This is a genomic window from Mesorhizobium monacense, from assembly GCF_056781675.1.
Genome location: NZ_CM165567.1, coordinates 851239 through 876441 on the forward strand (window position 1 = coordinate 851239; position 25203 = coordinate 876441).

Genomic DNA, 25203 nt, shown 5'->3' on the forward strand with positions numbered 1-25203 from the left:
GCCGGATGTAACCCCGAAAATGCGGGTAGGCCAGTAGGGCAGTAGGGCAGTAGGGCAGTAGGGCAGTAGGGCAGTAGGGCAGTAGGGCAGTAGGGCAGTAGGGCAGTAGGGCAGTAGGGAGAGGTTCGAGCGCCCCTTCAAACATATTGCCCTACTGCCCTACTGCCTTATTCCCCTAACCACTAATCCCCCAGCGCCAGCTGATCCGTGATCTCGAAGCGTTCCGAAACGCCAACACGGATCATGTTGAGGCTGCCTTCGCGGGTGAAGCGGAACTCGTCTGACGAGTCCGAGCCGGTCGGCAGGCCGCCGTGAAAGCTGATGATGCGCGTGCCGCCATCCGGCCATGTCACGGTCACGGCGCTGTCGCCGCCCGTATGGGCGACGCTTATCTCGCAGCGGGTCATTGGCTGGCCGACATGGCGCGCGCAGGGGATTTCGGTGGTGCCGGGTGCCTCTCCGGTCGAGGCGGTTTCAACGGTCGCGAATGCCAGGCCATAGGCATCTTGCATGGCGGTCTTGCCGATTGCCTCGGCGGATTTCGGCGCGCCGTCGGTATCGGTCGTCTGGTCCGCGCCCAGGCGTGCTGTCAGGTCGGGCGGCGGCGTCGCGGCGTTTGGGCTTGATTGGTCGGACATATCGGCTTCCGTCAGCACCACCGCGCTGGCGGGGTTGAGGTAGCGCGCCGGAGCCCACCCGCGCACTTGCGGGTTTTCGACCTCTTCGACCTTGCACCACGGATTGCCGTTGACGTCGGCGCAGCCGAAGTTCTTGACGGGTGAGCCGACCGGCAGGCGCGCCTCGGTCTTGCCGATCGCCGACGGCGTGGCGCGGATGTTGAGGAGATCGTCGGGCGCGAGGCCGCTGACATAGGAGACGACAGGTGCCGGCTCCTCGGCCCTGACCGGCAGTGCCGCCAGCAGGAACGGAGCGGCAATCATGAGGTGCAGCGTCTTCGGGAGCGTAATCGTGCGCCTCATCACCTGGCCGTGGGCGTGCGTTAGAGCGCGGCTCGACTCAGACGTCGTCGCCGCTTGCCGGAGCGTTTTATAAGGGACGACGCGATGCCATGTCATCCCGAAAAGATGCTGCTGCCTACTCAGCGGGGGCATGAACGCGTACCGCGTTCAGCCCTGAGGCATGAGCGCATTCTGCGTTCAGCCTTGAGGCATGACCAGTAGGTTCAGCCTGACATAAACCCTGTCCTGAGCGCGTGCGCCCATTCCGGCCTGCCGGCCTGCTCGGCCTGCCGCGCCGCCGCCTCATGGTCGTAGTCGACGGCAAACGCCTCGAAACGGTCGGGACGGCCGGGCACATCCAGCTCGACAATGCCGTAGCGCGCATGCGGCGAGCCCTGCTCGGAGACATGCGCCGGCGGCGTCGAATCGTCATAGGCCGGGCAGCCGACGCTGCCAGGATTGAAGATCACCGGTCCGCCGGGAATGCAGATCAGCTCGCTGCGGTGGCTGTGGCCGCAGAGCACGATGCGGCAGGCGGGATCGAGCGGCTTCAGCCTTCGCCTGATGGCGGCGAGTGGCGCGCGCACCAGCTGGCCGTCGGTAATGGCATCGGCCAGGTATTTCTCGTCATGGTCGGGCCGCGCGTGGAAGGCGATCACGCCGGGCACGATCTCCAGCATGAAGGGCAAGGCAAGCAGCGCCTCGCGCTGCGTTGCCGTCAGCCGCTCCTGCGCATAGCGGTCGGAGGGCCACATGGTTTCGTCGGCCGGGTCGACGGCGACGCGGCGGTCGTGGTTGCCGCGCACCGTCGGCAGGTCGAGCGCCTGCAGTCGCTCAAAAGTCTCGCGCGGCCAGAGCGGGCCGGAGACGCAGTCGCCGAGATTGACGGTGAGATCAGCGCCGCCGCGGCGCCTGAGATCGTCGAGCACGGCATCCAATGCCAGGACGTTGCCATGGATGTCGGCGAGGACGGCGATGCGCATGGAAAGCTCCGGTGGTGAGTCAGTGTTTCCTCGGCCCCCGCAAAGCGGGGAGGAATAGCCCTAGGCCTGGATTTCGATCTCGTCGGCGCCGCCGACTGCCGGCAGCGCCTTGTCTTCGCCGGCGGCTGCAATGACGCTGTCGAGCAGGCCGGGGAAGCGGGCATCGAGATCGGCGCGGCGCAGCGTAATCATCCGGTTGGTGCCGACCACTTCGGCACGGGTGACGCCAGCCTCGCGCAACTTGGCCAGATGGTAGCTGAGATTGGTCTTGGAGCCGAGATCGAGGAACTGGCTGCAGTTCAGAGCGACGCCTTCCTTGCTGGCGAGATAGCGCACGATGGCGAGCCTGGTCGGATCGCCGAGCACAGCGAGCACGATTGGCAGGCTGATCTGGTCAGCGTTGGGGTGAGGCAGTGTCATGCGCAGGAATTAAGCATAATCGGGGCCGATTTCAACGCGTCTCCTCCGTCAGTGGCACCACACAGCGTCTCATGGCGGGTGCAAAGAGTTTATTCAATCCACCGCTTGTCCTGACACAGGGCTGTCAGCAGGCTTCAGCTATTTTTCCGTGGCTTCATTGACACGATGCCCTTTTATGTCCAATTGTTCAATAACTTTTGAACTAAGGACATCCCGTCATGGACAAGCGCCTCTTCTGGCTCGCGCTCGGATCGTTCACGATCTCGACCGAAGGCTTCGTCATCTCCAGCCTTCTGCCCGACATCGCAACCGATGCCGGAATCTCCATTCCGCTCGCCGGCACGCTGATCACCGCTTTCGCGCTCGCCTATGCGGTCGGCACGCCGATCCTGGCGACGCTGACCGGCGAATGGGACCGGCGGCGTGTCATCCTGTGGACGCTGGTGTTTTTCGTGCTCGGCAATCTGGTGGCGGCGCTGAGCTCGTCCTTCGAGTTGCTGCTGATCGCCCGCATCATCATGGCGCTGTCGTCGGGCCTGTTCGCCGCGACCGCGCAAGGCACGGCGGTGGCGCTGGTCGATGATCATCACCGGGCGCGCGCCATTGCCGTCGTCGTCGGCGGCACCACGGTGGCCGTTGCCCTCGGCGCGCCGCTGGGCGCGCTTGTCGCGACCGTTGCCGGCTGGCGCGGCACCTTCTTTGCCATCGCCGGTCTCGGCGCGCTCGCCGGCGCGATCCTGTGGCACCGGCTGCCGCGCGGCATCGTTGGCACCAGGCTGCCGCTGAAGCGCAGGCTGGCGGCCGCGCTGCGTCCCGGCGTGATGCCGATCCTGCTGACGACGATGTTGGCACTGATCGGCGCCTTCACTGTCTTTTCCTATGTTGCGCCTCTGGCCATCGAAGGTGGCGGCCTGAGCTCGCTGGCGCTGCCAGGCATGCTGCTCGCCTTCGGTGTCGGCGCCGTCATCGGCAACATCGCCGGCGGGCAGGCTGCGGACCGTTTCGGCGCGACGCGCACCGTCGGCTGGTCGCTGGCGCTGAGCGCGGCCATGCTGGTCATGCTGTCGGTCATCCCGACCTTCCTGCCGCACCATATTTCCGGGCCGGCGCTGATGGCGATGATGGTGCCGTGGGGCATCGTCGGCTGGGCCTTCCCTCCGGCGCAGGCCAGCCGCATCATCAAGCTCGCGCCTGATGCCGCTCCGATCGTGCTGTCGCTCAATGCCTCGGCGCTCTATCTCGGCGTGGCGCTGGGCGCTGTGGTCGGCGGTGCCGTGCTGCGCTATGGCGCGCCGGCCGATCTCGGCCTGATCGCCGCGGCGTTCCCGTTGATCGGACTCGGCGTCCTGTTGGCCGGGAGGATGCTGACGCGGCCGGTCGCGGTTCCGGCGGAGTAGTCTTCCAGAAAGTCCGCCGGCCGCTTATCTGGCCGGCGGCATATCGAAATCCAGCGCGGCGATTGCATCAAGCGCCGCGCGCAGCTTCGCCGCCTCGTCCTTGCCGACTATCGCTTCGAAACGCTGCTGGGCGATGCGCCACAGTTTCATCGCTTCGTCGAGCTTGGCCCGGCCCTGCGGCGTCAGCCGCACGCGCTTGACGCGGCGGTCGTCCTTGTCGGCGAAGGTCTCGACATAGCCGTCGCGGATCAGCGGCTTCAGCGTGTGGCCGAGCGCCGACAGGTCCATGATCAGCGCCTCGGCTATGGCGCCCATCGCCGGCTCGCTGCCGATATGGATCTGGTAGAGCAGGCCGTATTGCGTGCCCTTCAGGCCCGAAGGCGCCAACACATCGTCGTAAAACCGACCGAGCTTGCGCCCGGCGCGCCGCAGCGTGGCGTTGTTGCAAAGGGTGAGGCCGGGCAGGGCGGCTTTGGTCATGACAACTCCTTGCCGGCGAATGGATCCGCCGACCTGCCGCAGAAATAGTTTTTGCCGCCGCCGTTGACAAGATAGTGGCATATACCTACTTGGCGAAAGTGGCATATGCCACTAATTGAAATCTGACACGGACGAGCGCCGTGGGGCTCGTCGCGCTCGGTAGCAAAAGGAACACGACAATGAGCACGAAGGACAACAAGGGCACGGCCGTCATCACCGGCGCTTCATCGGGCATCGGCGCGGTCTATGCGGATCGGCTGGCCGCACAGGGCTACGACCTGGTGTTGGTGGCGCGGCGCGCCGACCGGCTGCAGGAACTGGCGGACAGACTGAGCTATGCCTATGGTCGCAAGGCCAGGGTGATCGGCGCCGATCTCTCCAACGATGGCGATGTTCGCCGGGTCGAGCAGGCGATCGCCACCGATGAGAGCGTGACGCTGCTCGTCAACAATGCCGGCCTCGGCGGCCAGCAGGTCGTGGCAGACGCCGATGCCGACGCGACCGAGCGCATGATCAAGGTCAATGTCGTGGCGCTGACCAGGCTCACACGAGCGGTGCTGCCGGGGCTGCTCGCACGCAATCGCGGCGCCATCGTCAACATTGCCTCCGTGGCCGCCTATGGCACGGCAATCGGCGGCATCTACAGCGGCACCAAGGCTTATGTCGTCAACTTCACCGAGGCGCTGCAGCGCGAGGTCGCCGACACCGAGGTGAAGGTGCAGGTCGTGCTGCCCGGACCGATCCGCACCGACTTCTGGGAATTGGCCGGCGCCGATCTCAACTCTCTCAACCAGGACTGGGTGATGACCGTTGACGATCTGGTCGATGCCGCGCTTGCCGGCTTTGCCCAGGGCGAGACGGTCACCGCGCCGGGGCTCGCCGATCCGGCCAAGCTCGATGCATTCATCGACGCCAGGGACAGTTTTTATGTCAGCCTGATCGCCGGCAAGCCGGCGGCGCGCTACGCGGCTTGAGGCCTCATGGCGGCCGGTCTCAGGCCGGCCGCCACATCGGCACGATCGAGGCGGCGAGCACCAGACCAAGCAGGATGTTGAGCGCCCGCCACTGCCGCTCCGTCTTGAGCAGCCGCGCAAGCAGCGTGCCGGCCACGCACCACAGCGACAGCGACAACGCGGCCGCCAGGCCGAAGACGGCGCCGAGCAGGAGTGCGAGCTGCAGCGGTCCATCGGCGAGCGCCGCAAAGGATGCGGCCGCACCAAGCCCCATGGCCCAGCCTTTCGGGTTCATCCATTGCACGCTCGCACCGCCGAAGAAGCTGTTGGGCTTTGCCATCGACACATCGAGATTGGGCGGGCCGCTGCGGCCGATCTTGAAGGCAAGCCAGACAAGATAGGCCGATCCGGCGATCTTCATAGCCAGTTGCAGCGACGGCACGGCAGCGAGCAGGCCGGCAAGCCCGGCGGCACCGGCGGCCGCCACCGAAGCGAGGCCAGCGGCGCTGCCGGCCATCAGCGGAATGGAACGGCGAAAGCCGAACTGCGCGCCGGATGCCGTCGACAAGGTCGTGGCGATCCCGGGAGTCGAGGTGGAGACCAATGCGAACAGGATGAGGGGAAAGATGGCCTCAAGCATACTGTTTCCCTTTGTGGAAACCAGCATTTCTAGGGATTGTCATGCATCAGTAAATGCAATGTTTGTCATGGATGACATTAGCATTTATAATGCAAGCATGATCCGCAATCTCGACACCGCCCTGATCCGCACCTTCGTCACCGTCGCCGACAAGGCCAGCATGACGGCGGCGGCGAATGCGCTGCATCTGACGCAAGGCGCCGTCAGCCAGCAGGTCAAGCGGCTGGAAGAAGTTCTCGGCTGCAGCCTGTTCGAACGCGACCGGCGCGGATTGCGACTGACGCGCACCGGCGAACGGTTGTTCGGCAAAGGCAAGCGCCTGCTGTCGCTCAATGACGAGATCTGGACGGAGATGGTGGGCAATGCGGTAGCCGGACAGGTGCGGCTCGGCGTGCCTTACGACCTTGTCGGCACACTTTTGGCGCCGGTGCTGAAGGCCTATGCCGGGGCGTATCCGCAGATCGAGATATCGCTGTCCTGCGCCTCCTCGCCCGAGCTTGCGGCGGCTTTGGTAGCCGGGACGATCGACCTCGCCGTTATCGAGGAACGGGTCGGCTCGTCCGCCGGCGAATGCCTTCTCATCGACCGATTGGTCTGGGTCGGTGCCAGAGGCGGTGTCGCCCGCCAAAAGCGTCCCTTGCCGGTGTCGATGGTGGCCGACACCTGCGCCTTCCGCCAGGCGGTGATTTCAGCGCTCGACGAACATGGGCTGGAATGGCGCACCGTGTTCGAAAACGGCAATATCGACGCGACGACGGCAACGGTGCGCTCGGACCTCGCCGTTACCACTTGGCTGGCCTCGACGGTGCCGGCGGACCTCGAGATTTTGTCTGCCGATGCCGACCTGCCGGCCTTGCCGAATTTCGCGATCAACTTGCATCTGCCCAGGCACGGCATCGCGCCTGCCGCGCGGGAGTTTGCCGCCCACATCCGCGACGGGTTGGCGCGGCGGCAACAGGCGGCGTGACCAAGCAGAACCCAGGTTCTGCAAGTCCGATCCGCTACTTCCAGTTCTTGCGTCTCTCGAGTTCGGCCTCCGAAGGCTTGTCCTGAGCGAACGAGCCGGTGCGGATTTCGCCTGATCGTTCATAGCTTGCCATGATGACGCCGGTGCTCGACGCCTGCGACTTGGTGAGCTTGAAGGCGGCGGGTATCGTGCCGCTGCTGAACAGCCGCTTGCCTTTGCCCAGCACCAGCGGGAAGATCAGCAGGCTGATCTCATCGATCAAATCGTTGGTGAGCAGGGTCTGGATCAACTCGCTCGATCCCTGGATGAGCAGATCCGGACCGTCCTCCTGCTTGAGTTGGCGCAGCGTCGCCACGACGTCGTCGCCGAGCGACTGGGTGTTCTGCCAGGTGAGCGTCTCCGGCCGGTGCGTCGCCACATATTTGGTGACGGCATTGAAGCTGTCGGCGATCGGGCCGGTACTATAGGGCCAATGCGCGGCGAAGATGTCGTAGGTCTTGCGGCCGAGCAGCAGCGCAAAGGGCTTGGCGAATGTTTCGTCCATGGCGGCGCCCATCAAATCGTCCCAGTAGTGGAACGTCCAGCCGCCGAATTCGAAGCCGCCGATCGGGTCCTCTTCCGGCCCGCCGGGTGCCTGCATGACGCCGTCCAGGCTGACGAAGGTGGCGGCGATGATCTTTCTCATTGGACTTCTCCCTTCTTTCGTATCCGTGCCGTCAGGGTCGGATTTCAGCCTAAGGACGAGCGGCAAGGCTCCTTTCCGACACGGCACAAATTTTCTAACGTTTGCTGCCAGTGCCAGCGCGAATGTTCCGCGACGAGAACCAGACATCACCGATGATGGCGGTGGCCGTGCGGTCCGGCTTCTTGTCGGCCGTCAACCAGATCGAGCGGCTGCTCGCGGCCTTTTCTCGGTCGGGGATCTTCGCCGCCGGGCCAGTAAGCGAGGCGCCGACGCAAGGGATGAACCATGAGCCCATGAACGGATCGCAGGCCAAACCCTGCGCGGTGCGGGTCACTACCATCGCCAGGCCGACGCGCTCGGCTGGACGCCATGGGAAGATCAAGCGGCCGCCGGGCTTGAGCGCCTTCAGCCAGGGAGAAGGCGGCGCCACGACACCGGCATTGACATAGATTATGTCGGAAGGCGGCAGTTCGCTTTCGACGGCGTTGCCATGGACAACCGAAACATTTCCATAGGGTTCGAGGTTTTTCTTCGCCCGGGCGGCGAGGCCGGCATTCAGCTCGATGGCGGTGACGGTGCCTGGCGCCACCAGCTTCGCCAAGATGGTGGTGTAATAGCCGGTGCCAGCACCGATATGGGTGACGGCCTCGCCAGGCTTTGGCGCGATCCTGCCGATCCACATGGCGTGCAGGAACGGTTCGCCATTGTTGATGCCCTTGTCGGCGTCGAGCACCACCAGCACGTTCTGGTAGATGTGAACCGGATCGGCACTCGGCGTTTCGACCTTGCCGTCACCGGCGATGATGGTCCATGGCCCGGGACCGAGAAAGGCCTCGCGCGGCACTGCGGCGATCACCTCTTCGAGACGCGGATCGGCCGATGCGGCATGGGCCGCCATCAGCCGTGCGTAGAACCTCCTGGCGTCCTCGATCCTGTTCATGGCGCTGCAGAAGATAGCGCAGGCCGCAGGTTTGTCGCGATCGCTGGAAGAAACTCAGCCGAAGCCGACGACGGTGTCGTAGAGCAGCTTGAAGTTGAGCACCAGGATGATGGCGGCGACCACCCAGGCAAGGGCGGCGACGCTGCGGGGGATGGCGAGATTGCCCATCTTCTTCTTGTCGGACACGAACTGCACCAGCGGCACCACCGCGAAGGGCAACTGCATCGACAGGATCACCTGGCTGAGAACCAGAAGTTGGCCGGTTCCCTTTTCGCCATAGAGCGCGGTGACGATCACCACCGGAATGATGGCGATGCCGCGCGTCAACAGGCGACGCGCCCATTGCGGGATGCGCAGGCGTAGGAACCCTTCCATGACGATCTGGCCGGCAAGCGTTGCGGTGACCGTCGAGTTGAGGCCGGAAGCCAGCAGCGCCACGGCGAACAGGATCGAGGCGATGCCGAGGCCGAGCAGCGGCGACAGCAATTCGAAGGCCTGGCCGATCTCGGCGACGTCCTGGTGGCCGGTGTTGTGGAAGGCCACCGCGGCCACGATCAGGATGGAGGCGTTGACGAACAGCGCCAGGATGAGCGCGATGGTCGAGTCCGTGGTCGCCCATTTGATGGCGTCGCGCTTGCCGGCCTCGGTACGCTCATAGGCGCGGGTCTGCACGATCGAGGAGTGCAGATAGAGGTTATGCGGCATCACGGTGGCGCCGATGATGCCGATGGCGATGTAGAGCATCTCCGGGTTGGTGACGATTGCGGACGACGGCACGAACATCGAATGCAGGATCGAGCCGACCGGCGGCGCGGCGGCAAAGATCTGGATGGCGAAGCAGCCGAAGATGATGATCAATAGCGCAATGATGAAGGCTTCGAGGAAACGGAAGCCCTTGTTCATCAAGAGAAGCAGCAGGAAGGCGTCGAGCGCGGTGATGATGGCGCCGCCGATCAGCGGAATGCCGAACAGAAGCTGCAGGGCGATCGCCGTGCCGATGACTTCGGCGAGGTCGCAGGCGATGATGGCCAGTTCACAGGCGATCCACAGCAGGAAATTGACAGGTCGGGGATAGTAGGCGCGGCAGGCTTGGGCAAGGTCGCGGCCGGTGGCGATGCCGAGCCTGGCGGCAAGCGCCTGCAGCAGTATCGCCATCAGGTTCGACAGCATGATGATGAAGAGCAGCGTGTAGCCGAACTGAGCGCCGCCGGCGAGGTCGGTCGCCCAATTGCCGGGGTCCATGTAACCGACCGAAACCATGTAGCCCGGTCCCATGAAGGCGAACAGCCGGCGCAGCCAGAAGCCGGACTGCGGCACGGCGATCGAGGCGTTGACCTCGCGCAGGCTCGGCTGGTCGTCTTCGTCCGGCCTGGCAAATCGCCACGCGGATCGGGGTTCTATGGTGGCTTCGGCGTCTGACATGGAGGGGGTCCGCTTGAATGGATGGCTGTGCTTCCTACCTATGCCGAGGCTCAACATTATGCAATATGCTATGTTTCATTGATCATGCTTTTGTGATGTGCCGATCAATGCCCCCGGACGGATAACCGCAAACGCCGGTTGCGCCCGCCATGGAATGCAAATAAACGGCCGGAACAGTTAAGCCCGTGCTATGAATGCCAAAGGCAGATTCATTTGTCGAAAGCCAAGGAGGAGCGCGTATTGGCGCTGAGGAACAGACCGGTTCGACGCGAAAAGCCGCTTCCCGATGCCGACGTTCATTCGCAAGGGTTTCGGCAGACGCGTGAAGCACGCCGCAGCGCGCTCGTCGAAGATTATGTCGAACTGATCGCCGACCTGATCGAGGACGGCAACGAGGCACGGCAGGTCGACATCGCGGCCAGGCTCGGCGTCGCTCAACCGACCGTGGCCAAAATGCTCACCAGGCTCTGCACCGAGGGACTGGTTTCCAGAAAACCCTATCGTGGCGTGTTCCTGACCGAGACCGGCCGCAAGGTTGCCGAGGAGAGCCGGATCCGCCACCAGACCGTGGAAGCCTTTCTGCGCTCGCTCGGCGTCAGCGCCGAAACCGCGCGCATCGATGCCGAGGGCATCGAGCACCATGTCAGCGCCGAGACACTCGAGGCGTTTCGTAAGGCGATGACGGCGGCGCGCTGATTGCGGTTTGCCAAAAGCGTTTCCCCTGATTGAGCTTCTCGCGGGCGGCTAGTCCACGTACTGATCCTGCGTGTCCTGGACCCAGCTGCGCGGGTGGCCGTCGACGCGGAACTGGAAGATGAAATAGGGCGGGATGCAGGTGCCCTTGCCGGGCTTTGCTTCCGCCAGATCGTCATAGCCGGCGGTGCAGATATAGTCCTCGCGACAGGGATGCGCCTTGTCGCAGGCGCGCAGGCCGGCGGTCTTGGTGAATTCCCTGGTGCAGAATTTGTGATCCTTGCCGGAGCCGATGCAGTCGTTGAAGCCGGTCTTGGCAAGCCGGCCGCACGTTGCTTCCTCGGGTAGCTTGTCACAGCTCGCCTTGCGCAGCATGCCGCCTGGAAAACCGCCCGTCTTCTGTTCGGGATTGTCGTAGCGCTGGCGCGCCGCGCCATAGCCGGCGACCTTCACCAGCGGCTTCTTGTCCCTGGCCGGGTCGATGGCGCAGGCCTTCGCGGTGGCCGGCGACAGGCGGCAATACTGGTCGCTGCCCCATTTCGACATTTTTATCTCGCCGAACTCGACCGGGTCGCCGACCGCGGTCCCTGCTTCGCTGACGCAAGTGCCGAAGCCAGGATGGATGGCGCTCTCATGGACACCGGCACAACGCAGGCCTTCGCCGCAGCTCCAGTCCTTGAAGCTGGCATCGGTGCCGCGATAGCAGATCGAGCCCCAGCCATTGTAGAGGTCGGTGCCCTTCAGCGCTTCGGCGTATTTCTGATCCGGACGGGCGGCGAAGCCTCGACTGAAATCGGGATGCCTGCCGGCGGCGAACTGTTCGACGATAGCGCGCCTTCGCGGCAGATCGGCGAAGAAGACGGCCGAGCCCGGTACGAAGACAGCGTTGCGGCGCGGTTCGCTGGCCGGATCGGCGCCGGTATAGTGGAAGCCGGCAATGCCGTGCGTCTGATGGCAGCCGGTACAGGTCATCTCGTTGAGACGCAGATTGAAGCCGGCCACCGATTTCACGGTGCGCAGCGTATTGCCCCTGGCGACATAGTCCTTCAGCGCCTTGTCGACAGCATCGTCATCAAGCAATCCGTAGGCGATGTTGTTCTGGGAGCGGCTCATGCTGCCCGGCGCCACCGAGACGGCGCTGGTCGTCAGGAATTTCTCGTCGATGACCAGCCGGCCGCGATCGAGGTCGTAGATGTTGCGGTCGGTGAGCAGCCATTTCGAGAAAGCCTGCCTGTCGGCGAGCACCAGCCTGCGGTCGATCTGGTTCTCCATCCGCGATTCCTGGAAGGTGGAAGTCGCCGGATCCCATTTGAAGATCTTGAGCAGATACTCGGCGTGGCCGCCGAAGTCGCGGCGGGTCGAGGCCGACAGGCGCAGCACCTGCATGTTGAGTTCAAGCCGCATGATCTGCGAGGAATTGAGGATCGCGCCGGAGAGCGGACCTTCGTCGGAGCGCAGCCAGGCCGCCAACTGGTCGGGCGGAAGGTCCTTCTGTCCGGCAGCCAGCCAGCGCTTTGCCACATCCGAGCAGGAGACCCTGGTCGAGCGCGGCCGGTCCTTCGAAGCGCGATCCGCGGCAGCCGTGGGCTTGGCGTTGAAGACCAGGCTCATGGTCAGCGGCAGGCGGGACGAGATGCGTTGCCCAGGCTTTTCCTCGACCGAATAGTGGAAGCGGTAGATCAGCCTGATCTCGCCGCATTCGGTGTGGCCGAGATAGCCGCGATCCATGCGGTTGACTACGCCGGCGAGGTCGAGCGTCGAGCCGTTGTCGTCGATGTATTTCGGGTTGAATTTCTGGCTGGTGTCCTTCGACTTTGCCAGTGCCGCGACATAGGGGTCGGGGCTGCTGCCGGGCTCGTCGGCGATCTGCTGTTTGACGGCATTCCTGACCGGGGTCAGCGCGCGCACCGAAAACAGGCCGCGATTGTCGACGTCACGCGTCAGCCCAAGCGCCGGCCCGAGCAGGCGGCTGATCGAAAGGCCGCCGCGCTCGAGAGCCTGCAGCGTCTCGGGGTCGGTGACGGCGACGCTGGAATCGAGGATGACGGCACGGGCTGCCCCGATGCCTGGACCCATCAATGCCGCCAGCAACAGCAGGAACCGGCCAATTGTCCGCAAGCGCCCCTCGCAACCCCTTGTTGACACGCATGCTACAGACCTTGCGCCGTCTCGGCCAGAGCGGTGAAGCCGCCAGGCCGGCACGCCATCCGGCGCGAAAAATGCTGTGACTTGCTGCAACCATTGGGATAATTGTTGTTGGGTGTGGCCGGCATCGGGATGCCGTCCTGATCGTTTGGAAATTCGCATCGCAGGGAGTTGCCATGCTCTGGAGAGGCCGTCGTCAGAGTGACAATGTCGAGGACCAGCGTAGCGACAGCGGTGGCGGCGGTGGATTGGGCGGCGGCGGCAGCCCCGGGCAGTTCCGCATCCCGATCGGCGGACGCACCGGCGGTGGTTCGAGCATCTTTATCGTAATCCTGGTAGTGCTGGCCGGGTGGTATTTCGGCTTCGATCCGTCGCAGATACTGGGAGGCGGCGACAGCGGCGCGCCGGGTGGCGGCGGCCAGATCACCGACAACAGCGGCTCGCAGGATGGTGGCACCGGCGCCCCGGCTTCGGACGAGATGAAGCAGTTCGTATCGACCGTGCTTGCCGAAACCGAGGACACCTGGAAAGGCATTTTCCAGGCCAACGGCCTGACCTATGAGGATCCGAAACTGGTGCTGTTCAGCAGCCAGATCCGCTCGGCCTGCGGCTTTGCATCGTCGGCCGCCGGGCCGTTCTATTGTCCCGGCGACCACAAGGTCTATCTCGACATGACGTTCTTCCAGCAGCTCGACCAGCAGTTCGGCGCTTCCGGGGAGTTTGCCCGGGCCTATGTGATCGCGCATGAGGTCGGCCACCACGTGCAGAACCTCACCGGCATCCTGCCCAAGTTCAACAAGATGCAGCAAGGCATGAGCGAGGCCGACGCCAACCACATGTCAATGCAGGTCGAGCTCCAGGCCGACTGCTTCGCCGGCGTGTGGGCGCATTTCACCGCGCAAAAGGGCATTCTCGAACAGGGCGACATGGAATCGGCGTTGAACGCCGCCAGGCAGATCGGCGACGACACGCTGCAGAAGAAGATGCAGGGCTATGTCGTGCCGGAAAGCTTCAACCACGGCACCTCGCAGCAGCGGCAGACCTGGCTGGCGCGCGGCTACAAGAGCGGCAAGCTTTCGGATTGTGATACCTTCAACAATCCGATCTGAAGCGCCCGGTTTTCTCGCTGATCTGACCGCGGCATTGCCGTCAGGGGATGTCAGGATGGAAGCATCCTCCTCGTTCCCTTATTGTTCCCGGCCGGGCGCTCGCCTATAAAGTGCGTCCGCCTTTGCCCCGGGGCGGCCCGAGGAGATGCCATCATGATCGACCCCAAAACCGCCAAGCGGGGCCTTGCGCTCGTTTTCACCACGCTGCTGCTCGACATCATCGGCTTCGGCATCATCATGCCGGTACTCCCAGCCTATCTGCAGGAGCTGACCGGCGTCGGCGTCAGCGAGGCCGCGATCGAGGGTGGCTGGCTGCTCTTCGCCTATGCAGCGATGCAGTTCGTTTTCGCGCCCGTCATGGGAGGCTTGAGCGACCGGTTCGGGCGGCGGCCGATCCTGCTCGCCTCAGTTCTCACCTTCTCCATCGACAATTTGATCTGCGCCGTCGCCTGGTCGTACCCGATGCTGTTCATCGGGCGCGTGCTGGCCGGTGTTTCCGGCGCGAGCTATTCGACAACGTCCGCCTTCATCGCCGACATCTCGAACGATGAGAACCGGGCGAAGAATTTCGGCCTGCTCGGCATCGCCTTCGGCGTCGGCTTCGTCATCGGACCGGTTCTGGGCGGGCTGCTCGGCACGTTCGGGCCGCGCGTGCCGTTCTATTTCGCCGCCGGGCTGGCTTTCGTGAACTTTATGATTGCGCTGTTTTTCTTGCCGGAGACGCTCGATGACAAGCACCGCCGCCGCTTCGAGTGGAAACGCGCGAACCCGGTCGGCACGCTCATCCAGATGCGCAACTACCAGGGCATCGGCTGGATCGGACTTGTCTTTTTCCTGATGACGCTCGGCCACATGATGTATCCGGCGGTCTGGTCGTTCGTCTCCAATTACCGCTATGGCTGGAGCGAGCAGCAGATCGGCTTTTCGCTCGGTGCCTTCGGCCTGTGCGGGGCGATCATCATGGCGACGGTCCTGCCGCGCGTGATCCCGAGGCTTGGCGAGTGGCGGACGGCGGTCATCGGCCTTGCGTTCACCGCGCTCAGCGCCTTCGGCTACGCCTTCGCATGGCAAGGCTGGATGATCTATGCGGTTATCGTCGCCGGCTGCCTCGAAGCGTTGGCCGATCCGCCGCTCAGGAGCCTCGCCGCCGCCAAGGTGCCGCCGTCGGCGCAGGGCGAACTCCAGGGCGCGATGACGTCGATCTTCTCGATCACCTCGATCATCACGCCGCTGCTTTATACGGGGATCTTTTCCTGGTTCACAGGGCCGAACGCACCGGTGACCTTCGGTGGCGCGCCTTATCTGCTCGGTGCGATTTTCCTCACGCTGGCACTCATCGTGTTCGTCACCAAAGTGGCCAGGCCGACGCCGAAGGAAGTCGAGCGCATGCATGCGCAGGAGACGGCGACCGACGCGGTTTGAGATTCGCGAAGCGCGCAGAGAAGCCGAAGGCGGCGCGTCCGGCTTTAAGCGCGCTCGGCCAGCAATTCTTCGCCGCGCTTTTCGCGGATCAGATTGACGAAGCGGCGGAACAGGTAGTGCGAATCCTGCGGGCCCGGCGAGGCCTCGGGATGGTGCTGGACCGAGAACACGGGACGGCCGGTCAGCGCGATGCCGCAATTCGAACCGTCGAACAGCGAGACGTGGGTTTCCTCGACGCCTTCCGGCAGCGAGTCGGCATCGACGGCAAAGCCGTGGTTCATCGAGACGATCTCGACCTTGCCCGTCGTATGGTCCTTGACCGGATGGTTAGCGCCGTGGTGGCCCTGATGCATCTTCGCCGTCTTGCCGCCGAGCGCCAGCGCCAGCATCTGGTGACCGAGGCAGATGCCGAACACCGGGATGTCGGTCTTCAGCAGGTCCTGGATCACCGGCACGGCATAGTCGCCGGTGGCCTCCGGATCGCCGGGGCCGTTGGAGAGGAAGATGCCGTCGGGCTGCATGGCGAGGATCTCCTCGGCGCCGGTCTTTGCCGGTACCACGGTGACCTTGGCGCCGAGACCCGCGAGCAGGCGCAATATGTTGCGCTTGACGCCGTAGTCGATGGCGACGACATGCAGGGACGGCTCGACCTGTTCGCCAAAGCCTTCGTTCCAGACCCAGGACGTCTCGCGCCAGACCGAGGATTGGCCTGACGTGACCTCCTTGGCGAGGTCGAGCCCGATCAGGCCCGACCAGGCGGCGGCGCGGCGCTTCAAATCGTCGAGGTCGAAGACGCCATCGGGCGCGTGCGCGATGACGGCGTTGGGCATGCCCTTTTCGCGGATCAGCGCGGTGAGTGCGCGCGTGTCGATGCCCGACAGGGCGACGATGCCGCGCTTCTTCAACCACTGGTCGAGATGACCGGCGGCACGGTAGTTGGACGGGTTGGTGACATCGGCCTTGAACACGGCGCCGACGGCGCCGGCGCGGGCGACCGGGTTGAGGTCTTCGATGTCCTCGTCATTGGTGCCGATATTGCCGATATGCGGAAAGGTGAAGGTGACGATCTGGCCGGCATAGGATGGGTCGGTGAGGATTTCCTGGTAGCCGGTCAGCGCCGTGTTGAAGCAGACCTCGGCGACGGCGGAACCTGTGGCGCCCAGGCCGCGGCCCTCGATGACGGTGCCGTCGGCCAGCACCAAAAGGGCGGTCGGCTTCTCGGTGGCCCAGGGGGCGGTCATCGTCGCCATCGCGGCACTCCTAAAGGCTGCTTGCGGATTGTCCTGCGCAGCAAACAGCGCGGCAGCGATTTCTCGAGCCTCCGCGCATCAATTCATTGTCTTATGCAAGGCCGAGTACATAGGGGAAGGCGCCAGAACGGTCAATGATACAGCCAGTGACCGGCATAGATTTATTTCGTCGAACAATATCAGTGACTTGCCGGAATCCCTGGGATTTGCCTTGCGCATTCGCCGGGGCTATTGTCCGCGCCGATCGAAGGAGAAAGCATCATGCGCGCAAAAATCGCCGAATCCCTGAAGAGCGCGATGAAGGCGCAGGACAAGCAGCGGCTGCCGACGCTACGGCTGATCCAGGCCGCCATCCACGACCGCGACATCGCCAATCGCGGCGCCGGCAAGGAGCCGGCGAGCGACGAGGAGATCCTGCAGATCCTTGCCAAGATGGTGAAGCAGCGCGAGGAATCGGCCAAGGCCTTCGAAGACGGCAAGCGGCCCGAGCTTGCCGCGCAGGAGCGCGGCGAGATGGAGATCATCCGCGGCTTCCTGCCGATGCAGTTGGACGATGCCGCGGTGACGGCCGCGGCGCGCGAAGCGATCGCGGCGACCGGCGCTGCCAGCCAGAAGGACATGGGCAAGGTGATCGCCGCGCTCAAGCAGAAATATGCCGGCCAAATGGATTTCGGCAAGGCAAGCGGTATCGTCAAGAGCCTGCTGCAGTAGGGATTTTGGCAGCCAGCTTTCAGGCTGCGGCGTTTTCCATGTGGCGGCCGCATTTTCGATCCGCGAGGATTCGGCTATCATCTGATTCTGGCGTGCCCACGCCTCCTCCCTCCATCGGGAAAGCATTGTTCATGCGGGGCCTTTTGATCACCGAACGGACTTTTATCCCGCAAGAGAACGTCCCCCTTCACGAAGCGCTCGACCGTGTCGCGGCACAAGAAGGCTCGCCGGCTGGGGCCTGCTTTTGGCCAAGGCATCCGCGACAACGCCTGCCGGCAAATTGCTCGCGCGGCTGATGCCCGGCGATCTGGTTCTGGTTGGTGCGCGGCCGGGCCACGGCAAAACCCTGATGAGCCTTTGAGCTTGCGGTGGAAGCCATGAAGTCCGGCAATCGGGGTGTTTTCTTCACGCTGGAATACACGCATGCAGACCTCATGGATCGATTTCGCGCCATCGGGGTGGAGCCGGCGAATTTCGATGCCTTGTTTGAATTCGACAACTCCGACGCCATCAGCGCCGACTACATCATCCGCAGGCTCGGATCGGCGCCGCGCGGAACGCTGGTGGTCATCGATTACCTGCAACTGCTCGATCAGAGGCGGGAGAACCCGGAGTTGATGGTCCAGGTTCGCAGGCTGCGGTTGTTTGCACGCGAGAGAGGACTGATCCTGGTCTTCATCTCGCAGATCGACCGGTCGTACGATCCGTCGAAGAAGCCGTTTCCCGATATCGGCGATGTCCGGCTGCCGAACCCATTGGATTTGGCGCTGTTCGACAAGACATGTTTCCTGAACAAGGGTGAAATCCGGTTCGAGACGGCAATATCTTCCCGGCAATGAGCGCTGACATGGCCCTGCAGGTTCAAGGGTCTCGAGCAAAACAGATCATGATCGAAATCGTCAAACCCGCGCTTAAACATCTGCCGTCCTACAAGGCTGCGCTGGAGCGCGGCTGGTCGCCGGACAATGTGCGGCTTGAGGAGGCCACGCGCGAGCAGCTTGCTGCTATCGCGGAGGATCCGGTCGCTTTCCTCGCCGACCTCGATGACCCCGAGGGTAAGGGACCGCCGATTACTTTGCCCGACGGCAGGACAGTACCGCGGCTGCCCGGATTCCGGCGCTGGATCTGGGACGGCGATGTCGCCGGCTCGATCGGCTTTCGCTGGCAGCCCGGAACAGCGGCGCTGCCGCCGCATGTGCTTGGCCATATCGGCTACGCCGTAGTGCCGTGGAAGCGCGGGCGCGGCTATGCGACAGAGGCGGTGCGGCTGATGCTGAACGAGGCGAGGGCGGTCGGCCTGCCTTATGTGGAAATCACCGCCAAGCCGCACAATCCGGCCTCGCACAAGGTGATCCTGGCCAACGGCGGCAAGCTCGTCGGCCGCTTCTTCGAGGATGCCGCCTATGGCGGAGCGGAGAGCCTGCGGTTCCGGATTGACTTGTAGGCTGCGCTATTCTGCTGCTGCCGGCAGCGGCGGCGTGGCGCGGCTACGTCCTTCCCAGACATAGGAGGCCAGCGCCACCACCACTGCTACCAGCATGGCCATGGCGCCAACCACCGGCAAGGCTCGATAGCCGTAACCGGCGTTGAGCATGGCGGCGCCGAGTGACGCGGCAAGCGCAATGCCGACATTGAAGCCGGAGGGAATGAGCGAGGAGGCGAGGTTCGATGCATCCGCCGTCCAGGCCAGGATGCGGGTCTGGATCGGCGTGCCGATGGAGAAGTTGAGGCCGCCCCAGATGACGATCGCAACGATCATCGGCAGGGGATAGGGGCTGACGGCATAGATCACCGCAAGCGTGACCGCCTGCAGGCAGAGCAAGGTGATGAGCGACGGCATCAGCTTCCAGTCGGAGAGTTTGCCGCCGACGAAAACGCCGATCGTGGCGCCGACGCCGTTGAGCAGAAGCACCCAGGGCACCAGGCCCTTGTCGAGGCCGGTAACTTCAAGCAGCGTCGGCGTGATGTAGGTGAACAGGGTGAACTGGCCGATCATCAGCATCAGCATCAGGATCAGCGAGGTCCAGACCTGCTGGCGGGCCAGCACGCGCACCTCGCGGGCAAAGCCTGCCTGTTGGTTCGATGCACCTGCCGTGCGCGGCAAAAGCGCCAGCATGGCCAAGGTCGCCACCACGCCCAGCGCGCACATCACCCAGAAGGTGGCGCGCCAGCCCCACAGAGTGCCGATCGCGGTGCCGGCCGGCACGCCGATGACGTTGGAGACGGTGAGGCCGGACAGGATGACCGCCACGGCCATGCCGCGCTTGTCCTCGGGGACGAGGCCGACCGCGACCACCATGGCGACACCGAAATAGGCGCCGTGCGCCACGGCGACCGCAATGCGCAAAAGCAGCATGGAGGCAAAGTCGGGCGCCAGCGCGCATGCGGCCTGGCCGATCGTGAACGCTACCGAAAGGCCAAGCAACAGGGCCTTGCGGGAAAAGCTCTTGGTGGCGAGCGTCAGCAGTGGGCCGCCGAACGCGATGCCGCAGGCGTAGCCCGAGACGAGGTAGCCCGACGTGGGGATGGACACGCCGAGGCCATCCGCCACCTGCGGCAGCACGCCGGCAATGACGAATTCCGTGGTGCCGAAGGCGAAGGCGGCAATGAACAGGGCGAATAAAGGAAGCATGGCGCAGCAAGCGATCCCAGGATGAGTTGGCCTCAAACCACGGATAGACGCCGCCGGCAATGCAGAAATTGTCGACGCCGCTTTAGCTTTTCTTGACTGGGTTCAATCCGGTTCCGGCCGCGTGCCAATCAGGCTCGGCGACGGTCTTCCTTCCATAAGGAATTTTCAGCCACGCCCGCTCGTGAAGGTAATAGAGCAGCGACTTGGTGACGACCTCGGTGGCGCCGATGGCCGCGGCAAGCTTGATGCTGCCGGTGACGACGAGCGAGATGATCATCGTATCGATGGTGCCGGTGGCGCGCCACGAAAGCGCCTTGGCGAAGCTGCGCGAATGGGTATCCAAACCTATCCTCCCGATGGACCTGGTCCGATGCTTAGAGCGGTTGACCGTTTCAAGGAAACGCAGAACCGCTCGATCTGTTTGTTTTGACGCAATTCCGGACGGAAAACCGTTTCACACTTTTCCTGAAATTGCTCTAGCCGACGGATGGCTGGAGGCGCAAAGACTAATCTTCCCGCTTTGGCGCCGATGGCGGAACCTTGTTCCCAAGTTGATATCGGTGCAGCAATTTTTTCGGCTATCCGGCCTTCAGCCGGGAACCGCCGAGCAGGCCGCGTTCCTCCAGCACCGGGTAGGCCATGGACGCCAGCAGCGAGTTGATCTGCTTGAGGTCGCGGATTGTGTCGAGGTGGATGGAACTGGTCTCGACGCTCTTGGCGGTGCCGTCGCGCAGCCGCAAGAAATGGCTGGCGCTGGTTTCCTTCTCGCGGTCACGCAGGCGGTCCTTTTCCAGCACAAGCTGGCGCGCCGTCTCGGCATCGCGCGACACCAGCACGTTGAAGGCAAGCCTGGCATTGGCGAGCACCGAGGCGTGGAAGGCACAAAGCTCGCGCCAGCCTTCGGGCGTGAACTCCAGGCCGCGCTCGAGCTTCTTCCTGACATGCACCAGCATGTTGCGCACGATGATGTCGCCGACCTGCTCCAGCTTGACGCAGGCGCCGATCAATTCCTGGCAGCGCAGCGCTTCGTCCTCGGAGAGCGGGTTCTTGGTCACCTTGGCCAGATAGAGCTTTATCGCCGCATGCTTCTTGTCGACGCGATCGTCGAGTGCCGCCAGCGCCTTGATCTTGTCGGCGTCGGCGCTCTCATAGAGCTCGATGATGCGCTTCAGCATGATCTCGACCGTCTCGCAGACCCGCACCACCTCGCGAGTGGCATTGGCCAGCGCTTGGCTCGGTGTGTCGAGAGCGCTTTCGTTGAGCGCCGACAGTTCGATGACGTCGAGCGCGGCCGGCTCGGACTTGGCGCCGAGGGCCACGATCTTCTCCGAAGCGAGGTAGACGAGCCCGGCGAGCGGCAGGCCGGCGAGCAGGATCAGCACGTTGAACAGGATATGGGCATTGACGATCTGGTCGGGCACGCCGGCGCCGAGGAAGGCGACCGGTGGCTTGAAGGTCAGGAACAGGATCAGCATGACCAGCGAGCCCATGCCGCGCATCAGGAGATTGCCGATAGGCACGACACGAACGCCGGGCTCGGCATTGCGGGTGAGCAACGGCGCTATGATCGAGGAGCCGAGATTGACGCCGAGCACCAGCACGATGCCAAGCTCGGGCGGGATGAAGCCACGGCCGGCCAGCGTGACCATCAAAAGCACGGCGGCAATCGAGGAATGGAACAGCCAGGTGATCAGCGCCGCCAGAAGGTAGGCGGTGACCGGGTCGCCAGAGAAGTAGTTGACGATGACCGGCATCAGCGTGCTCTGGCGCAGCGGTTCCGATGCCTGGCCGATCATTTCCAGCGACAGGATCAGGAGGCCGATGCCGATCAGGATGCGGCCGAACTGGCGCCAGTCGCGCCGCTCGGTGGCCATGAACATGACGGTACCGGCGACAAGGCAGACCGGCACCAGCAGCGACAGGTCGAAGGTGAGAAGCTTGACCACCAGCGCCGAGCCGATCTCGGCGCCGCGCACTGCCAATTGGCCGGACATGCCGGAGACGATGCCCGCCCCGGCGAACGAGCCGACGAGCAAGGTGACCGCGGTGGAACTCTGCAGCGCGATCGACAGGCCGCAGCCGGCAAGGACCGCCATCAGCGGATTGCGCATGGTGGCGCGCAGCCGGTGGCGCAGCACGTCGCCATAGGCACGCTCGACACCCGTTTTCACCAGGCGAGTGGCGAACAGCATCAGCGCCACTGCGCCGGCAAGATGCAAAAGGACGACCGAACCGCTCATGACTGGCCCCGCGATCCAACCAGTGCCGGCGGCGTGGTCACCGTGGCGTCGAATAAGCAGGAGAGGGCGCGAATCATGGACATCGTGGAGGCCTAGATTATTCCAATTTATTTTAGCCGGGTAATAAATTCCGACCGATTCTGACGCCGGTTGCCGCGCGACAGGGCGTGTCGGAAATGGATGACCGCAATTTGGTTGCATGGCGGGCCGGCGCCTGGACAAGCGTGCCGCCCGGCGCTCGCATCCGTTTCCAGCCAAGTCTAAGCGTGGCGTTGAAATTAGATCATGTAAATATTGGAAATCATTACAGAAACGTAATCTTGGCGTTCAGTTTCGGTTCATCCTTGGCACCCTATTGCTTGGGCATCGACAACCAAGGAGTAGCTGTCATGAAACGTCTCGTTCTTTCCGCTGTCGCCGCTTCGATGCTGGCTGCCACGTCCTTCTCGGGCCAGGCCGCGCCGCTCAACGCGCCCGTCGCGCCGCAGTCGAATTACAGCCAGGTCGACTGGCAGAAGCCCGACAGGCATGTCGTGAAGAAGAAAGTCGTGGTGAGGAAGAAGGTCGTTGTGGTGAAGCGGAACCATTGGCGCAACGGCCAGAGATATTCGAACTGGAAGCGCCACCAGGCGATCCGCGACTACGGCCGCTATGGCCTGCGTCGTCCTGGCCCCGGCCAGGAGTGGATCCGCGTCGGCAACGACTATGTGCTGGTCAGTATCCTGTCGGGCATCGTCTTCGGCGCCATCGCCGCGCACTGATCTATCTCGAATTGTACCGCAAGAAGGCGGCCGGCAGGGCCGCCTTCCTTTTTTGCCCTGTGAAAACCGGGTACGGTCGGCATTAGGAGTCGTCGTGTTCCGCCTGCGTGATTATATGGAGAACAAACGAGCCGTTCCCTGATGCGCTTTCCGCCCGCCTTCCTCGACGAGATCCGCGACCGCGTGCCGATTTCATCGGTCATCGGTCAGCGCGTCGCGTGGGACAGGAAGAAGACCAACGCGCCGCGCGGTGACTATTGGGCGTGCTGCCCGTTCCATGGCGAGAAGAGCCCGTCCTTCCACTGCGAGGACAAGAAGGGCCGCTACCATTGTTTCGGTTGCTCGGTGTCGGGCGACCATTTCAAGTTCCTGACCGAGCTCGACGGGATGAGTTTTCCCGAAGCCGTCGAGAAGATCGCCGACATGGCCGGCGTGCCGATGCCGGTGCGCGACGAACAGGAGGAACGGCGCGAAAAGGAACGTGCCAGCCTGACAGACGTCATGGAGATGGCGACCACCTTCTTCCAGGAGCGACTGCAGGGACCGGAAGGCGCAAAGGCGCGCGCCTATCTGCGCGAGCGTGGGCTGACATCGGCGACGCAGCAGTCGTTTCGCCTCGGCTATGCGCCGGACAGCCGCAACGCATTGAAGGAGCATCTTGCTGCCAGGGGCGTTCCAAAAGCCGATATCGAGGCCTGCGGGCTGGTACGCCATGGCGACGACATCCCGGTCTCTTACGACTGGTTCCGCGACCGCATCATGTTTCCGATCCCGGACTCCAGGGGCAAGATCATCGCCTTTGGTGGCCGGGCGCTGGCGCCGGATGCGCTGGCCAAATACATGAACTCGCCCGACACGGAGCTCTTCCACAAGGGCAATGTGCTCTACAATTTCGCCCGTGCCCGAAAGGCGCTGGCCAAGGGCGGCACGGTCGTCGCCGTCGAAGGCTATATGGACGTGATCGCGCTGGCGCAGGCCGGCTTCGAAAATGTCGTGGCGCCTCTCGGCACCGCGCTCACCGAAAACCAGCTCGAGCTTTTGTGGCGCATGGCCGGCGAGCCAATCTTATGCTTCGACGGCGACCAGGCCGGGCTGAAGGCAGCGTGGCGCGTCGCCGATCTGGCGCTGCCGGCGGTCCAGCCGGGACGCTCGGCGCGTTTCGCGCTGCTGCCCGAAGGCAAGGATCCCGACGATCTGGTCAAGGGCGAAGGTGCGGACGCCTTCCGCGTCGTGCTCTCCGAAGCGCGGCCGCTCGCCGACCTGTTGTGGATGCGCGAGACGTCGGGCGGCGTCTTCGACACGCCGGAGCGACGGGCGGAACTGGAAAAGACGCTGCGCGAACTGACCAGCCGTATCCGCGACGAGAGCCTGCGCTACCACTATCAGCAAGAGATGCGCGAGCGGGTCCTGAGCTTCTTCGGCGCCCAGCGCGGCGCCCGGCAAGGTCATCAGGGCGGGCGGCCCGGCGAGCGCGGCAAAGGTGCGGGGGCTGGAGGGCAGTTCGCGCGCGGCGGCAATGCCGGCGGACGCACCGCGATCACCGAAAGCCTCGGACGTTCGGCGCTGGTCAAGCGCGGCGCCGAAGGCATGTCGGTGCGCGAGGCGACGATCATCGTGGCGCTGATCAACCACCCGGCGCTGATCGACGAGAACTTTGCCCACGTCGAATTCCTCGATCTCGCCAACGCCGACCTGAAGCGGCTGCACGCCGCGATCCTCGATGCGATGGCGCATGACATGGCCAACGACCGCGGCGCGGTGATCGCGACCGTCGAAAGGGCCGGCTGCGGCGATATCTGGGAACGCGCTGTGGCGCTGATCAAGCGCGCACGGCAATGGCCGGCGCTGGAAATGGCCGCCCTTGAGGATGCCCGCGACGCCTTCAACCAGGCGCTGCACTTGCAGCGCAGCGCGCGCACCTTACATAGAGAGCTGAAACAGGCGCAGGCAGCGCTCGATCAGGATCCCTCGGACGAAAACTTCCGGCATCTGGTCGAGATTCAGGCGCAATTCAACGATGTGCAAGCAACGGAAGCGCTGATCGAAGGGTTTGGCGTGTCCTCGGGCAGGGCTGGTCGCGTATAGGTGGAATCCTGCGCCAAGAATGAAGTGGGAATGTGCCGCGCGTCGAATCGACGCCCCTAAGTCGGGTAATTGATTCGCTTTTTTCATGCGAATCATGCGAGAGGCGCTTGACCTTCAGGCAGAATGGCGGAATCAGGACGATTCGAAACGTTAACCCGTGCCCGGCGTCGACGGGAAATGAGCGATGTGAGGGTACTGGTCACTGGACAGGCGGCAGGCCTGCCACAGATACCAGGGTTAATCTGGACTTAACGAGAGATGCGGTTACTGGCCCGGTGACGTGCGTTTGAAGCGAGCGCATCCGATTTG

The 25203-nt window shown here is 63.9% G+C and carries 23 protein-coding genes and 1 pseudogene; 11 read left to right on the forward strand and 13 right to left on the reverse strand.

The window, feature by feature from the left end; genetic code table 11:
- Positions 1 to 182: 182 nt before the first annotated feature.
- From AC1RUK_RS04070 to AC1RUK_RS04080, 3 genes are all read right to left on the reverse strand, one after another.
- On the reverse strand, positions 183 to 980 hold the full coding sequence (locus tag AC1RUK_RS04070; RefSeq protein WP_481836680.1) for an SH3 domain-containing protein: 798 nt from the start codon (positions 978 to 980) through the stop codon (positions 183 to 185).
- A 203-nt stretch (positions 981 to 1183) separates the two neighbouring features.
- A complete protein-coding gene (locus tag AC1RUK_RS04075) occupies positions 1184 to 1942 on the reverse strand; it encodes a metallophosphoesterase family protein (protein ID WP_481836679.1) in 759 nt (252 codons plus the stop codon).
- A gap of 60 nt (positions 1943 to 2002) precedes the next feature.
- Positions 2003 to 2362 (reverse strand): ArsR/SmtB family transcription factor, encoded by a 360-nt coding sequence (locus AC1RUK_RS04080; protein ID WP_006200050.1) that lies wholly within the window; start codon positions 2360 to 2362, stop codon positions 2003 to 2005.
- Positions 2363 to 2580: 218 nt separating this feature from the next.
- Here AC1RUK_RS04080 and AC1RUK_RS04085 point away from each other — a divergent pair, with 218 nt between their 5' ends.
- Entirely contained in the window at positions 2581 to 3759 is a 1179-nt protein-coding gene (locus tag AC1RUK_RS04085; RefSeq protein ID WP_481836678.1) for an MFS transporter, read from the forward strand.
- A 24-nt stretch (positions 3760 to 3783) separates the two neighbouring features.
- Here AC1RUK_RS04085 and AC1RUK_RS04090 read toward each other — a convergent pair whose 3' ends face one another.
- Positions 3784 to 4239: a MarR family winged helix-turn-helix transcriptional regulator gene (locus AC1RUK_RS04090; RefSeq protein ID WP_481836677.1), complete on the reverse strand. Its 456-nt coding sequence runs from the start codon at positions 4237 to 4239 to the stop codon at positions 3784 to 3786.
- A 179-nt stretch (positions 4240 to 4418) separates the two neighbouring features.
- Here AC1RUK_RS04090 and AC1RUK_RS04095 point away from each other — a divergent pair, with 179 nt between their 5' ends.
- Positions 4419 to 5213, forward strand: coding sequence for an SDR family NAD(P)-dependent oxidoreductase (locus AC1RUK_RS04095; RefSeq protein ID WP_481836676.1), 795 nt, complete (start codon positions 4419 to 4421; stop codon positions 5211 to 5213).
- A 19-nt stretch (positions 5214 to 5232) separates the two neighbouring features.
- Here AC1RUK_RS04095 and AC1RUK_RS04100 read toward each other — a convergent pair whose 3' ends face one another.
- A complete protein-coding gene (locus AC1RUK_RS04100; protein ID WP_436172975.1) occupies positions 5233 to 5832 on the reverse strand; it encodes a LysE family translocator in 600 nt (199 codons plus the stop codon).
- 58 nt (positions 5833 to 5890) lie between these two features.
- On the opposite strand from AC1RUK_RS04100, the gene AC1RUK_RS04105 reads away from it, so the two are divergent.
- The gene (locus tag AC1RUK_RS04105) at positions 5891 to 6799 is read left to right on the forward strand and encodes a LysR substrate-binding domain-containing protein (protein WP_481836675.1); all 909 of its coding nucleotides are present in this window, start codon (positions 5891 to 5893) and stop codon (positions 6797 to 6799) included.
- 34 nt (positions 6800 to 6833) lie between these two features.
- Here the strand turns inward: AC1RUK_RS04105 and AC1RUK_RS04110 are convergent, their stop codons facing one another.
- From AC1RUK_RS04110 to AC1RUK_RS04120, 3 genes are all read right to left on the reverse strand, one after another.
- Entirely contained in the window at positions 6834 to 7484 is a 651-nt protein-coding gene (locus AC1RUK_RS04110) for a dihydrofolate reductase family protein (protein WP_481836674.1), read from the reverse strand.
- Positions 7485 to 7578: 94 nt separating this feature from the next.
- On the reverse strand, positions 7579 to 8424 hold the full coding sequence (locus AC1RUK_RS04115; RefSeq protein ID WP_481836673.1) for a protein-L-isoaspartate O-methyltransferase family protein: 846 nt from the start codon (positions 8422 to 8424) through the stop codon (positions 7579 to 7581).
- Positions 8425 to 8478: 54 nt separating this feature from the next.
- Positions 8479 to 9846, reverse strand: a complete 1368-nt coding sequence (locus tag AC1RUK_RS04120) for an Nramp family divalent metal transporter (RefSeq protein WP_481836672.1) — start codon at positions 9844 to 9846, stop codon at positions 8479 to 8481.
- Positions 9847 to 10086: 240 nt separating this feature from the next.
- On the opposite strand from AC1RUK_RS04120, the gene mntR reads away from it, so the two are divergent.
- Positions 10087 to 10542, forward strand: a complete 456-nt coding sequence (gene mntR / locus AC1RUK_RS04125; RefSeq protein ID WP_481839587.1) for a manganese-binding transcriptional regulator MntR — start codon at positions 10087 to 10089, stop codon at positions 10540 to 10542.
- A 48-nt stretch (positions 10543 to 10590) separates the two neighbouring features.
- Here mntR and AC1RUK_RS04130 read toward each other — a convergent pair whose 3' ends face one another.
- On the reverse strand, positions 10591 to 12657 hold the full coding sequence (locus AC1RUK_RS04130) for a hypothetical protein (protein ID WP_481836671.1): 2067 nt from the start codon (positions 12655 to 12657) through the stop codon (positions 10591 to 10593).
- Positions 12658 to 12860: 203 nt separating this feature from the next.
- Here AC1RUK_RS04130 and ypfJ point away from each other — a divergent pair, with 203 nt between their 5' ends.
- Both ypfJ and AC1RUK_RS04140 read left to right on the forward strand, forming a co-directional pair.
- Positions 12861 to 13793 carry a KPN_02809 family neutral zinc metallopeptidase gene (ypfJ, locus tag AC1RUK_RS04135; protein ID WP_481836670.1) on the forward strand — a complete coding sequence of 311 codons (933 nt, stop codon included), beginning with the start codon at positions 12861 to 12863 and terminating at the stop codon, positions 13791 to 13793.
- Between the two features lie 153 nt (positions 13794 to 13946).
- Positions 13947 to 15215, forward strand: coding sequence for a TCR/Tet family MFS transporter (locus AC1RUK_RS04140; RefSeq protein ID WP_481836669.1), 1269 nt, complete (start codon positions 13947 to 13949; stop codon positions 15213 to 15215).
- A 44-nt stretch (positions 15216 to 15259) separates the two neighbouring features.
- Here AC1RUK_RS04140 and carA read toward each other — a convergent pair whose 3' ends face one another.
- Positions 15260 to 16465, reverse strand: a complete 1206-nt coding sequence (gene carA / locus AC1RUK_RS04145; protein ID WP_436172967.1) for a glutamine-hydrolyzing carbamoyl-phosphate synthase small subunit — start codon at positions 16463 to 16465, stop codon at positions 15260 to 15262.
- Between the two features lie 261 nt (positions 16466 to 16726).
- On the opposite strand from carA, the gene AC1RUK_RS04150 reads away from it, so the two are divergent.
- From AC1RUK_RS04150 to AC1RUK_RS04160, 3 genes and pseudogenes are all read left to right on the forward strand, one after another.
- Positions 16727 to 17176 carry a GatB/YqeY domain-containing protein gene (locus AC1RUK_RS04150; protein WP_481836668.1) on the forward strand — a complete coding sequence of 150 codons (450 nt, stop codon included), beginning with the start codon at positions 16727 to 16729 and terminating at the stop codon, positions 17174 to 17176.
- A 131-nt stretch (positions 17177 to 17307) separates the two neighbouring features.
- Positions 17308 to 18015, forward strand: a pseudogene (locus tag AC1RUK_RS04155) (DNA helicase).
- Between the two features lie 47 nt (positions 18016 to 18062).
- Positions 18063 to 18620, forward strand: coding sequence for a GNAT family N-acetyltransferase (locus tag AC1RUK_RS04160; protein ID WP_481836667.1), 558 nt, complete (start codon positions 18063 to 18065; stop codon positions 18618 to 18620).
- 6 nt (positions 18621 to 18626) lie between these two features.
- Here the strand turns inward: AC1RUK_RS04160 and AC1RUK_RS04165 are convergent, their stop codons facing one another.
- From AC1RUK_RS04165 to AC1RUK_RS04175, 3 genes are all read right to left on the reverse strand, one after another.
- Complete coding sequence (locus tag AC1RUK_RS04165) at positions 18627 to 19808, reverse strand: MFS transporter (protein WP_481836666.1); 1182 nt, start codon at positions 19806 to 19808, stop codon at positions 18627 to 18629.
- A gap of 82 nt (positions 19809 to 19890) precedes the next feature.
- Positions 19891 to 20151, reverse strand: a complete 261-nt coding sequence (locus AC1RUK_RS04170) for a DUF2061 domain-containing protein (protein WP_481836665.1) — start codon at positions 20149 to 20151, stop codon at positions 19891 to 19893.
- A 235-nt stretch (positions 20152 to 20386) separates the two neighbouring features.
- Positions 20387 to 22048 (reverse strand): Na/Pi cotransporter family protein, encoded by a 1662-nt coding sequence (locus AC1RUK_RS04175; protein WP_481836664.1) that lies wholly within the window; start codon positions 22046 to 22048, stop codon positions 20387 to 20389.
- A gap of 389 nt (positions 22049 to 22437) precedes the next feature.
- Between AC1RUK_RS04175 and AC1RUK_RS04180 the strand changes: the two genes are divergently transcribed.
- Both AC1RUK_RS04180 and dnaG read left to right on the forward strand, forming a co-directional pair.
- Positions 22438 to 22809: an RcnB family protein gene (locus AC1RUK_RS04180; RefSeq protein ID WP_481836663.1), complete on the forward strand. Its 372-nt coding sequence runs from the start codon at positions 22438 to 22440 to the stop codon at positions 22807 to 22809.
- A 141-nt stretch (positions 22810 to 22950) separates the two neighbouring features.
- Positions 22951 to 24894 (forward strand): DNA primase, encoded by a 1944-nt coding sequence (gene dnaG, locus AC1RUK_RS04185; protein WP_481836662.1) that lies wholly within the window; start codon positions 22951 to 22953, stop codon positions 24892 to 24894.
- Positions 24895 to 25203 lie beyond the last annotated feature (309 nt).

Coding starts and splice junctions, on each gene's coding strand:
- AC1RUK_RS04070 (WP_481836680.1), bottom strand. CDS start 980: ATGAGGCGCACGATTACGCTCCCGAAGACGCTGCACCTCATGATTGCC.
- AC1RUK_RS04075 (WP_481836679.1), bottom strand. CDS start 1,942: ATGCGCATCGCCGTCCTCGCCGACATCCATGGCAACGTCCTGGCATTG.
- AC1RUK_RS04080 (WP_006200050.1), bottom strand. CDS start 2,362: ATGACACTGCCTCACCCCAACGCTGACCAGATCAGCCTGCCAATCGTG.
- AC1RUK_RS04085 (WP_481836678.1), top strand. CDS start 2,581: ATGGACAAGCGCCTCTTCTGGCTCGCGCTCGGATCGTTCACGATCTCG.
- AC1RUK_RS04090 (WP_481836677.1), bottom strand. CDS start 4,239: ATGACCAAAGCCGCCCTGCCCGGCCTCACCCTTTGCAACAACGCCACG.
- AC1RUK_RS04095 (WP_481836676.1), top strand. CDS start 4,419: ATGAGCACGAAGGACAACAAGGGCACGGCCGTCATCACCGGCGCTTCA.
- AC1RUK_RS04100 (WP_436172975.1), bottom strand. CDS start 5,832: ATGCTTGAGGCCATCTTTCCCCTCATCCTGTTCGCATTGGTCTCCACC.
- AC1RUK_RS04105 (WP_481836675.1), top strand. CDS start 5,891: ATGTTTGTCATGGATGACATTAGCATTTATAATGCAAGCATGATCCGC.
- AC1RUK_RS04110 (WP_481836674.1), bottom strand. CDS start 7,484: ATGAGAAAGATCATCGCCGCCACCTTCGTCAGCCTGGACGGCGTCATG.
- AC1RUK_RS04115 (WP_481836673.1), bottom strand. CDS start 8,424: ATGAACAGGATCGAGGACGCCAGGAGGTTCTACGCACGGCTGATGGCG.
- AC1RUK_RS04120 (WP_481836672.1), bottom strand. CDS start 9,846: ATGTCAGACGCCGAAGCCACCATAGAACCCCGATCCGCGTGGCGATTT.
- ypfJ (WP_481836670.1), top strand. CDS start 12,861: ATGCTCTGGAGAGGCCGTCGTCAGAGTGACAATGTCGAGGACCAGCGT.
- AC1RUK_RS04140 (WP_481836669.1), top strand. CDS start 13,947: ATGATCGACCCCAAAACCGCCAAGCGGGGCCTTGCGCTCGTTTTCACC.
- carA (WP_436172967.1), bottom strand. CDS start 16,465: ATGGCGACGATGACCGCCCCCTGGGCCACCGAGAAGCCGACCGCCCTT.
- AC1RUK_RS04150 (WP_481836668.1), top strand. CDS start 16,727: ATGCGCGCAAAAATCGCCGAATCCCTGAAGAGCGCGATGAAGGCGCAG.
- AC1RUK_RS04160 (WP_481836667.1), top strand. CDS start 18,063: ATGATCGAAATCGTCAAACCCGCGCTTAAACATCTGCCGTCCTACAAG.
- AC1RUK_RS04165 (WP_481836666.1), bottom strand. CDS start 19,808: ATGCTTCCTTTATTCGCCCTGTTCATTGCCGCCTTCGCCTTCGGCACC.
- AC1RUK_RS04175 (WP_481836664.1), bottom strand. CDS start 22,048: ATGAGCGGTTCGGTCGTCCTTTTGCATCTTGCCGGCGCAGTGGCGCTG.
- AC1RUK_RS04180 (WP_481836663.1), top strand. CDS start 22,438: ATGAAACGTCTCGTTCTTTCCGCTGTCGCCGCTTCGATGCTGGCTGCC.
- dnaG (WP_481836662.1), top strand. CDS start 22,951: ATGCGCTTTCCGCCCGCCTTCCTCGACGAGATCCGCGACCGCGTGCCG.